The following is a 10,033-nucleotide window of genomic DNA, read 5'->3' as shown; positions in this document are numbered from 1 at the left end:
TATCAGCGATGTTCGTGGTTCTATCAGCGATTCTTCCGCTTTTATCAGCGATGTTCGTGGTTCTATCAGCGATTTTTCCGCTTTTATCAGCGATGTTCGTGGTTCTATCAGCGATTCTTCCGCTTTTATCAGCGATGTTCGTGGTTCTATCAGCGATTTTTCCGCTTTTATCAGCGATGAGTGTTTTTATCAGCAGTTCGGTTCACTTTATTAGCGATTATGTACACCCTTTCAAAACCAATTTTTCGGAGGGATACTATGGTATTGAATTTAGTACTTCGCTTTCTATTAGAAATTTGCGTGTTAATGGCTTTTGGATATTGGGGTATACAAACTGGGAAAGGCATGTTCTTCAAGCTTTTACTTGGCATTGGAGCACCGGCTTTGTTCGTAGTTAGTTGGAGTTTGTTCGGTTCACCCAAAGCAACATTTCCATTGAATGGGATTTCGCATTTTTTGTTTGAATTTGTGATATTCTCTTTAGCCGTCATAGCTCTGTATGCTACAGGACGAACACAATTAGCGATTATATTTGCCATACTAATTATCATTAATGAGATTTTATTGTCCGTATTTCATCAACGCTAAAAAATCCACGTTTTTAAAAGTGGATTTTTTAACTCTTTTGAAGATACTTGTATATCGTTGTAAGGTTACCTTTAATACCGTTTACTCCCTTCCATTTCCTATACTTTTTAGGTAAATTAAATTCAGAAATAAAATCTTCCAGTGGCAAATTTCGTTGAAGAGCCTCTTTTGCGCGTTGAATCATGAATGATAAATAGTCAATTAATGTATCGCATAAAGTCATATCAGCAACATTACCATGGCCAGGTACGATTATATTTATATCGATTTGTTTAGCTCGCTTTAATATAATCAAAAATTCTTCAGGATTATAGATTGGAACATGTAAATCTTCAGTCGCTAAATCACCCATAAAAGCTATTTTTTCGTTAGGCAGGTACATAAATGTGTCACTCGGTGAATGTCCTCCGCCTAAAAAGTATAATTCCACAGTTCTTTCGGAACCGGTGATGGTTAATTTCTCTTCAAACAACAAGGATGGTAACACAATTTGTAATTGAGATAAATCAACCAACACCTTCGACATTTCTTGATATTGGTTTATTAAACTCGCTTTTATAATGGTGTCCTTTTAAGGAGGTATTGATTCATGTCCTGCTTTTCCTTCTCATAATCTTCAATCTTATTTTTTTCTTTGCACAATTTCTCAGTTACATATGTAGAAATAATCGTTGTATCTGAAAATACTTGATTCCCAAAAACGTGATCTCCGTGATAGTGACTATTAATCAAATACTTTACTTTCTTACCCGTTAAACTTTCGGCTTGGCGCCTTAACTCTTCCCCCGCTGAAGGAGTACTTAGCGAATCAAAAACTAGAAGTCCGTCACCTAAATCAATTATTCCTGCATTACTCCAAGCACCTTGACCTGGTTTAGCAATAGCAGCAAACACACCGTCACATAAAGTATGCAAAGTAAAATATTTTGTTTCTACAATCTCCCGCTCCATTCATAGCTCCCCCTAAAAGTTTTTACATATTATAGCATTCATACTGGAAGATAAATCAATACAAAAAAAATCCACTCTTTTAAAGTGGATTTTCTCATCATATTAAATAAGTCGCTTAATCTTCGTTTCATATAACGCAACAATTAATAAGCCACCAAGTATAGGGGTTAAAGAACTAAAGCTAAAATAAAATCCTTCACCATTGTATTGTCCTAAGAAATGAAATTGTAGCCATAGAACGCCATATGTTTCACCTACACCGTATAAAAAAATTGTGCTAAATAAAAACAATGCGAGACATTTTATAAATTCATTTCTTTTCATTACGATTCACCTCACTTAACGATGGTCATTTGTTTTGCATAGGCTACAAGGTCTTCGATAGTAAGCTTAGGTTTTGCAAGAAAAATGCTATATTGATAGCCGTTTTCCTGCCAGCTAATATAACGGAAGTTTTTCTCATCCATTAAAGTACCTTTTTGACCTCGGATGTCCATTTCTTTTTGACCTTTAATAGGCTCTTCCTTCTTACCATTACTATTTGCTTTATTAACTGTTACTGAAATATTTTGCTGACCATTCTTCGCATAACTAAAGGTATATACTGAATGTTCTTCTATCCCTTTATCTAATGAAATATCCTCCAAAGTTAGTCCATTTACTTCTGGCACCAATAAAAATTCGCCAAGCTGTTCTTTCACTGTATCCAGTGTCACCGATTCAGGTTCAGGTACATTTATTTCTTCTACTTTTGCATCCTTTGGAATATCAAGTGTAAATTGTGCATCATCAATTTTTGCATTTTCATCCATTTTCGTATACTCTGATGTCATTTTACTTCCAGCACTATTCGTTATTGTTTTTAACGTTACCCATGTTTTTTTATCAACCCATACTTCTATATCACCTATTAAAGTATCATCTTTTTTAGCTTTCGCTACAACTTTATACGTATCTCTTCCAGCAATCTTCTCCTCTCCTGCAATTTTCACATCATGTGTATCCTTTACTGCGTTAAATAGTAATTCTAACTGGTCTCTTTGTGATGGGATTTCATCTAACCCACCGTTGCTAATATCTATTTTATGAACAGTGTTTTTAACAACATCATACATAATAATCTGTGAGCCGTCGTTGACTGCAATGCTATGCTCACCATTTTCAGTTGTCGACTCAATACGTCGTTTACCATCTTTAATCCACTCTTTGACTTGAACTTTTTCACCAGCATCGCCAATATCCATTGTGTATTCACCGTAATACGTAAGTGGTTCTTTCGTTTCCTGTAATGCATGATCAATAATTTCCTGTGGTGAATATGATCCCTCTGTATTACAACCTACTAAGCTAAATGTTAGGGCAGCAACTAAACCTGCTGCACGTAATGATTTTTTCCAATTCATCATGAATTCTCTCCTTTAAATGATGGTAACCAGCAAAGTACAGCTGTTCCATAGTTTTCTTTTGATATAAGCTCTACTGTCCCACCGTGTTTTTCTATTATTTGTTTTGCTATATTTAATCCTAGTCCAGTGCCGCGCTCCCCAGCCTTTGTTCGTGCTGTATCTGCTTGGTACATGGGCTCGAATAACTTCTCGATATCCTCTTTTTTGACACCTTGCCCACTATTTTGCACAATGATATACATACCATTCTGCTTATTCAGTGCTGGCAATACAAGATCAAAGTACCCTATAGGACATTGTCCAGCATTCACGGCTGCTAAACCTATCGTTGTACCTACTGCTCCATAACGCCAAGCATTACTCATTAAATTGTCGATCACCCGTTGAAGCTGCTTCGGATGCACTGCATACATCCCCTCTATGTCACAAGTAACTTCAAGCATAAAACCATGATCTTTGCATAGCTGCTCATAATCAGACAGTGCCATTTCAAAAAACTCGGCCCCATCAACTGCAACAAGTTCTAAATGATAGCTTGTCGATTGCAGTAAAGTGTACATTAGTAAATCCTCTAACATATGCTTCATCGTTTCAGACTTTGTTAAAATTATCTGTCGGTACTCGTCTTGCTGTTCTTCTGATAACGCCTTGCTTTGTAAAGATTCAGCATATGCTTGAATAGCTGTAAGAGGTGTTTTTAAATCATGGGAAATACTTGCAATCATTAACTCCTTTTGCTGTTGCTCGGTTTTCAAGTGAGCACGCGCTGTTTCAATTTCGTCCTGCATGGCAAGAAAGGTTTGAGCAAGTTCCCCAATTTCATCTTTTCTTACCACTAAATTTGTTTCTACATGCTCTCCCTTTGCAAAAGTACGCATTTGCCGCATCAGTTCATGTAACGGTCGATTTAATTTACGGTTAAGCAGCATCATAACTGCAAAATAAATAAGGAGAAATAATACTATAGAGCTAGCTATTACAAGCCAAGAACGACTTTCTACACCTTTTACCCAATCCGTCCTAACTAATTGAATCTCATAAACCCCAAGCAATTCTCCATCTTGATAAACAGGTTCTTTATAAGTAAAAGCATTGTAATTTTGCTTTAGCTCATATAAACCTTTAAAAATTCTATCTTTAGAATCAAACACCTGTTTCAATGGATTTGAGGAATACAAAATCAAGTCTGATTTCGAGTAAAGAGTAATTGCAAGATGCTCATTCGTTAGTGCTTCAATATCCTTTATATCCGCATTTTTTTTATAATACATAGGATTTTCGAGAACAGATTTTACCTGATTGAGCTCTGTTAATTTTTCAAAATATTCACCAACGTTTTTATCTTGGTAATAGGCATTGATCCACACATAAAGGCTATAAGCACCTGTTATCGGTAAAACCATCACGATGAAGAAAGTGATGAGTAACCATGTTTTAATCTTCATAAAAGTTCACCGATAAAGCGGTACCCCTTGCCCCATACTGTTTGTATATAATACGGTGATTTTACTGGGTCTTTTAGCTTTTCTCGTAGCGCCTTTATATGTACTGTGACTGTATGTGTTTCATCTACGCTCGCCTGTTGCCAAATATGCTGATAGAGCTCTTCTTTTGAAAAGGTTTGGCTTGGATTTTTCGCAAGTAGTTTTAACAGAGCAAATTCCTTCTGTGTTAAGGCAAGCTCTTGATCATCAAGGCGCGCTGTTTCCTTTTGCCAATCAATTTTTAAGCCGTGTGCAAAGGACGTAACATCATCTGCTATCTCTTTTTTCGTATAACGTTTCCAGCGACGTAAGTGTGAGGCTACACGTGCCTTTAACTCCTCTAAGCTAAACGGTTTCGCTATATAATCGTCAGCACCCTGCAAGCCCTCAACCTTATCTTCCTCCTCCTTACGCGCGCTCATCATTATAATAGGTACATCACTTTCCCAACGGATATTTTGGCAAACCGTAAGACCATCCATCTCAGGCAACATCCAGTCGACTAACACTAAATCGAACGTATCGGCTTGAAAATCAGCTAGCCCTTCAAGTCCTGTTGTTGCCCAAGTAATTTGGTAACCTTCTTGCTCAAGCGTATCCTTCACAATACGTCCAATCGCCGTATCATCCTCAATCAGTAATAGCTTTTCTTTCATCTGTTTTCCTCCTGTACTAACCTTACTATGTAAAAAGACAATTTTTCTGAACTTTATACTTTCTTTATAATTACCATAGATTTGGTTATCCGTCACTTCTCGTTTTTTATCCTTCGGTCAGGATGAGCTTTCCGTCACCTTCTTTTGTATCCGTCGGTCTGGGCTGACTATTCGTCGCTTCTCCTTTTCCTTCTGTCGGTCTGCCCAGGCTTTCCGTCGCCTTCTTTCCCATCCGTCGGTCGGCTCGGACCTTCCGTCGCTTTGCCTCTTCTTTCCGTCGTTCTACCCGGACTTTCTGTCGCCTTCTTTCCCCATCCGTCGTTCTGCTCGGGCCTTCCGTCGCTTCTCCTTTTCTACCCGCCGTTCTACCCGGAATTTCCGTCGCCTTCTTTTTCATCCGTCGTTCTGCCCGGCCATTCCGTCGCTTCTCCTTTTCTATCCGTCGTTCTACCCAAAATGCCCCTCAATTCTTATCTACAGCAACTTCAAAAACTCCATTTCGAAAAAGATTGTTCAAAATGGAGTTACTCTTTTAGATTAGTATGAAATTTTTTGTAAAAAAGCTTGATCATTTTAATAAGCCTTATTCTGCAAACGCTCCTTTTTCCGGAATAAGCAATTCACTTATTGATATTAATATAACAGTTAGATTTCCTTTATTAGACAATATATTTTTTCTACATCTACTATTTGGCTGCCACTGACTAACTCGAGAATACTGTTTTTTCAACTTCCGTTTCGAAAACTGATTGTTCGTCTCCGCTTTGAACTCTCACTTTCGCATCCTCTAATGGCTACGCTATCGAAACGATACGACCACTTTTATCGTGAACGATCGACACCTTCACTTTTGTCATTTCTACTTCACCCCTTTCGGTCGATCCATAGGCCAGATTATGAGAACTTTCTTCCAGAATACCCCCGTGTCACAGTGTCTCAACTTGAGCAATAATGTGAACGTTACAGGAGTTGAAGAATGCATTGTTCATAATTTTGATTTTATAGGCTTTTTGTGACGTCGACGTGCTCGAACGACTCCCCGGCGTGAGCGTTGCGTGTCCCACAGGATTTAGAACACCCGTACCGGGAAAGACTACAATACTGAAGACCACTAACTCATTTGCGTAGAATCCATGGATGAACTACGCATAGCATTATGACTAGCTCCAACTCCTCCAATATAAAAACACGTGAAAATTTATCAAACCCCATACCTTTTAAGTCTTCGCAGAGTCTAATACTTGAAGAAGATACAGTGTCTATATCACGTGTTGTATAGTTATTTTGCGCATAAATCTCTACCGATAGACTACCATCTATTAACCTTCATAAAGATCATAGATCTATATGTATTTCTAACTCTTAAAAAATTATTAATCAAAAATAACGGATTTTGTTCATTTCTTTTTAGGACATTCTAGAAGTGGCTTGGTGATCATGGTTGGTGGTACTAAGTAAAAAAGCGTGGCGAAATGGGTAATATTTGTAATTTTTTCAAACAACTACAATTTTCGACAACATTTTCATTTTCGTTGTGTTATGGTTGTATTATTCTATTAAATGCAACTTATTAATAGAAAAAACAAATGTAAAGGGAGAGTTAATTATGTTTAAATCAAAAATTTCAAAAATGGTAGGATCACTGGCTTTATCAGGGGCTATACTAATTCCTGCAGTATCAGCGAATGCATGGACTGAGTATGTTTATGTTAAGGACTTATATCCGAACGCTGAACATTTTGTATTTGTAAATAGCGGGGCAAATGACAAGTATGTAATAGTACAAGAAAGAGGATGGGATGATAGAATATACGAAACAAAGGTAAAATGCGATAAAATGATGGATGGTAAGTGTTATGTAGCACGTGAAAGATAGTTCAAAATGTGCTACTAGGTGGGGCATTTAGTATTTATTGAAATACATAAATACAAAAAGGCGCATTGGCTCATTAACGAGTTGTGCGCTTTTTTTGTTTCTCGGGGAGTGAACCTAGAGTTGTTTAGTTAGTATCTGGTATTATAAAAACATCATTTTAAGTAAGAGATTTATTATTTGTTATATCCAGCCAATCATTCTTCGTACAAACTCTTCCAGAATATTTAACATTTACTACCATTCTACCTGCATGTAGTACTGCACTTTCTTTTGAAGCAATTACAACTACTTTTAACAATTCAATCGTGTTATTTTATTTGTCTTCATTTTCATCCTGAATTATTCATACTTTTAAAAAGAAAAACATTTTGTTCTTGAAATTTAGGGAAGAAAGATAGTAAATAAATGGACGAGATTTTTTTCACTTGCCTTGATTCCTTTTCCTTTAGATTTAAGAATAAAGTGTCATCCTTTTAGGATAAAGAAAAACAAGTAACTGTTGAAGTGACCCCTAAAAGTTAGACACGGTTATTTCATATCACACAAACCAAAAAAGCGAATGGAACTATATTCATTCCATTCGCTCTTCTTATTCCTCACTTATTTGCAATTTACTTCATTATCCAACGTGTCAATCTACTTTAATTATCCTCTCCCGCATACCATTTACCCTTAACAATAACAACCTTTCAGCAGGCACCGAAGAAATTGTCGGTAGTGTGAATTCGATCCACTCCATAACTAAATCTAACGCAGCAGGCACAGAAAGTATTTCTGCTACGACCGAAGAACAAACGGCATCAATGGAGGAAATTTCATCATCTGCTTATGCACTTGCAAACTTGGCAGAGGAGTTAAGGGAATTGGCAGCTCAATTCCGTGTATAATCTCATAAACGGAGACAGCATCACTCTTAACATTTAAGTGTAACTTTGTACATTTTTTAAGGAATAACCACTTCAGTCATATAAAAAGAAGCGGCAAGATTATTTTTTGATCTAAACCGCTTCTTCCTATTATGTTAAGCCATTCCTATATACCAATTAAATAAATTGTTAAATTTTGAATCACTCTCTAATTCTGGATAGCTATCTATGTAAATGGTATAAGCTTTTAAGTATGAAGGAATAGCTTTCTCAATTACTACATTTATTGGTAAATCTAATAAAAAATAATAACCTTGCACTCTTAATAGCATACAGTCCTTCTCATTTTAAACATCTTCTCTTTATCCTCTTGTGATAATCTAAATTTAATTGAAGGTAAATTTTGAGAGGCATAAGCTTCGATGATTTTTTTGAAAGTGTTAAAAAAGCGTTAGATATTATTTTCTAAATACACAGATAAAAATAGTATTGCTCATCTTACTGCAAGGATATTAGTAGATATGGGATATTCAAATTCAGTGTATGAGCTTATCAAAGATTCAGAAGTTCGACTTTTGGTTGAATTAGCGAATAAAATCAAGAATTAACAACTTATAAATCTAAATATTAAAAGGAGGACATATGGAAATATACAATATTAATTTGAATATTCATTATTCTGCCCCACAAGAAGTTTGGGATAAGTTGGAGCGTTTATATAGAGAAATGCCTAACTGGAACAACTTTGTAAACGGCTGTCCACAGTGGTATGGTTCACATTGTAAATTGATAGAAGTAAGTATTGAATCAAGTGGATTACAATTCTATGCTAAATTACCATCAGAAGAATGGAATGAATGGATTACATTATTTAAGAATAGAGCTACAAAATTATTGGGATATGAAGTTGGCGAACCAGAAGACGGTTTTGAATTTAACTATTATGATTAACTCTACAAATTCAAAGTTGTCCATAAGCTTAATTTGAAAATACATAAGACATTTCGGTGTCTTTTTTATATCATCGACAATTCTTCCAATCACACCTAATTTCACAGGCAATTCACTATACAAATATAGCTATCACATCATAATAATATTAAGGTAAAGCTAATTTAGCCTTACACCTCCTATTCTTTTTACTAAGGGTCACTCCATCCCAAGTGGCCTTTTTTTAATGGTTTTATCTCACGAAAATATATTTTTTAAAGCCTATAGCTCAATGGTTTAACAACCATACTCCTTCTCCGCAACCAACATATTATATATTGTAGAAAGGAGGTGTTTTTTATGGGATACTATGGCGGAAATGTTGGTGGCATTGGTAACTGCGGCTATTCCGGCGGCGGTTATGGTAATGGTTCTGCATTTGCCTTAATTGTTGTTCTATTTATACTTCTAATTATTGTCGGCGCTACTTTCTTAAATACAGGGTATTAACATTTCCGATGTAAGGGTCGCCCTCCCAGCCTGGTGACCCTTTATTAATTTCTCACATCAGAATGCCCCCACCTTACTGAACATTTTCTTTCAGATATTCATTCAATATAGTTTTGAAATTTATAGTTTCACTTTGGTATCTTTGTTTAAAGTAACCTTCTACTCCTTCTTCTTCAACTAACCTGCACCGTTAGCTTAATTAGATTATTTAAGAACTATGAAAAACGCCCCTCAAGAATCCCTCTTCGGTCATTTTAAAGATGAAACCAATATGAAAGCGTGCGAAACATTAGAAGAAGTAAAAGAAGTGAAAAGTTATATGATGTATTACAACCATTATCGAGGGCAATAGAACTTGAAAAAGCTGCCGCCTGCAAAATACAGACAGCAGCTCCAAAAGGTTGCCAAGCTTTTTTCAAAATGTCCTTTACAAAGGGTACACTTTAATGAACCGTGTAGCCCTTTTTACTATTGTTTTGAGTAATATTCCAAAATTCCTTTGTAGATAGATTCAGCAAATAGCTCAATATATTGATTATCTGTCAGTTTAGCTCGATCTTTACTATTTGATAGGAAGCCTAGCTCAACTAGAATCATTCATATTTACGTTTTTAACAATTTGATTGTTTACAAACGTCGCAAGATCAATGCCTTCTTGATGCATATCACCTAGTGTTTTAGCGAAAAATGTTTCGGTACCTTGCGCAGAAGTATTATCTGCATAATTAACACATGGATACTTACGAAAATCTCACCATAATTATCA

Annotated in this window: 14 protein-coding genes and 1 pseudogene; 7 read left to right on the top strand and 8 right to left on the bottom strand. The window is 36.0% G+C overall.

Features of this window, described 5'->3' with window-relative positions; all coding sequences use genetic code 11:
• Window positions 1–214: hypothetical protein (locus ACQKOG_RS10930; RefSeq protein ID WP_370082369.1), on the top strand; the 214-nt coding region annotated here is incomplete at its 5' end.
• Window positions 215–258: 44 nt separating this feature from the next.
• Window positions 259–588 carry a YrdB family protein gene (locus tag ACQKOG_RS10925; RefSeq protein WP_427446364.1) on the top strand — a complete coding sequence of 110 codons (330 nt, stop codon included), beginning with the start codon at window positions 259–261 and terminating at the stop codon, window positions 586–588.
• 28 nt (window positions 589–616) lie between these two features.
• On the opposite strand, the gene ACQKOG_RS10920 is transcribed toward ACQKOG_RS10925, so the two are convergent.
• The 6 genes from ACQKOG_RS10920 to ACQKOG_RS10895 form a co-directional block, all read right to left on the bottom strand.
• A complete protein-coding gene (locus ACQKOG_RS10920; RefSeq protein WP_427446362.1) occupies window positions 617–1,105 on the bottom strand; it encodes a hypothetical protein in 489 nt (162 codons plus the stop codon).
• A 38-nt stretch (window positions 1,106–1,143) separates the two neighbouring features.
• Entirely contained in the window at window positions 1,144–1,539 is a 396-nt protein-coding gene (locus tag ACQKOG_RS10915) for an MBL fold metallo-hydrolase (RefSeq protein ID WP_427446360.1), read from the bottom strand.
• A gap of 102 nt (window positions 1,540–1,641) precedes the next feature.
• Window positions 1,642–1,863 (bottom strand): hypothetical protein, encoded by a 222-nt coding sequence (locus tag ACQKOG_RS10910; protein WP_427446358.1) that lies wholly within the window; start codon window positions 1,861–1,863, stop codon window positions 1,642–1,644.
• Window positions 1,864–1,874: 11 nt separating this feature from the next.
• On the bottom strand, window positions 1,875–2,945 hold the full coding sequence (locus tag ACQKOG_RS10905) for a LolA family protein (protein ID WP_427446356.1): 1,071 nt from the start codon (window positions 2,943–2,945) through the stop codon (window positions 1,875–1,877).
• Entirely contained in the window at window positions 2,942–4,390 is a 1,449-nt protein-coding gene (locus ACQKOG_RS10900; RefSeq protein WP_427446354.1) for a HAMP domain-containing sensor histidine kinase, read from the bottom strand. The genes ACQKOG_RS10905 and ACQKOG_RS10900 overlap by 4 nt, the downstream gene beginning before the upstream one ends.
• The gene (locus tag ACQKOG_RS10895) at window positions 4,387–5,085 is read right to left on the bottom strand and encodes a response regulator transcription factor (protein ID WP_427446352.1); all 699 of its coding nucleotides are present in this window, start codon (window positions 5,083–5,085) and stop codon (window positions 4,387–4,389) included. Before ACQKOG_RS10895 ends, ACQKOG_RS10900 begins: the two co-directional genes overlap by 4 nt.
• Before the next feature lie 1,606 nt (window positions 5,086–6,691).
• Here ACQKOG_RS10895 and ACQKOG_RS10890 point away from each other — a divergent pair.
• On the top strand, window positions 6,692–6,961 hold the full coding sequence (locus ACQKOG_RS10890; RefSeq protein WP_370082352.1) for a hypothetical protein: 270 nt from the start codon (window positions 6,692–6,694) through the stop codon (window positions 6,959–6,961).
• A gap of 719 nt (window positions 6,962–7,680) precedes the next feature.
• Window positions 7,681–7,848, top strand: a complete 168-nt coding sequence (locus tag ACQKOG_RS10885; RefSeq protein ID WP_370082350.1) for a hypothetical protein — start codon at window positions 7,681–7,683, stop codon at window positions 7,846–7,848.
• Between the two features lie 134 nt (window positions 7,849–7,982).
• Here ACQKOG_RS10885 and ACQKOG_RS10880 read toward each other — a convergent pair whose 3' ends face one another.
• A complete protein-coding gene (locus ACQKOG_RS10880; RefSeq protein ID WP_370082348.1) occupies window positions 7,983–8,159 on the bottom strand; it encodes a hypothetical protein in 177 nt (58 codons plus the stop codon).
• A gap of 310 nt (window positions 8,160–8,469) precedes the next feature.
• Here ACQKOG_RS10880 and ACQKOG_RS10875 point away from each other — a divergent pair, with 310 nt between their 5' ends.
• From ACQKOG_RS10875 to ACQKOG_RS10865, 3 genes and pseudogenes are all read left to right on the top strand, one after another.
• Entirely contained in the window at window positions 8,470–8,778 is a 309-nt protein-coding gene (locus tag ACQKOG_RS10875; RefSeq protein ID WP_427446349.1) for a hypothetical protein, read from the top strand.
• A 339-nt stretch (window positions 8,779–9,117) separates the two neighbouring features.
• Entirely contained in the window at window positions 9,118–9,267 is a 150-nt protein-coding gene (locus ACQKOG_RS10870; protein WP_370082344.1) for a YjcZ family sporulation protein, read from the top strand.
• Window positions 9,268–9,490: 223 nt separating this feature from the next.
• Window positions 9,491–9,619: pseudogene (locus ACQKOG_RS10865) on the top strand (IS3 family transposase); the annotation flags it as partial.
• Window positions 9,620–9,735: 116 nt separating this feature from the next.
• Here ACQKOG_RS10865 and ACQKOG_RS10860 read toward each other — a convergent pair.
• Entirely contained in the window at window positions 9,736–9,864 is a 129-nt protein-coding gene (locus ACQKOG_RS10860) for an N-acetylmuramoyl-L-alanine amidase family protein (protein ID WP_370082342.1), read from the bottom strand.
• Between the last annotated feature and the right edge of the window lie 169 nt (window positions 9,865–10,033).

The sequence above is a fragment of the Lysinibacillus sp. NPDC093216 genome, assembly GCF_050280325.1.
Lineage (GTDB): Bacteria > Bacillota > Bacilli > Bacillales_A > Planococcaceae > Lysinibacillus.
This window is presented reverse-complemented; position numbering and strand designations above follow the sequence as displayed.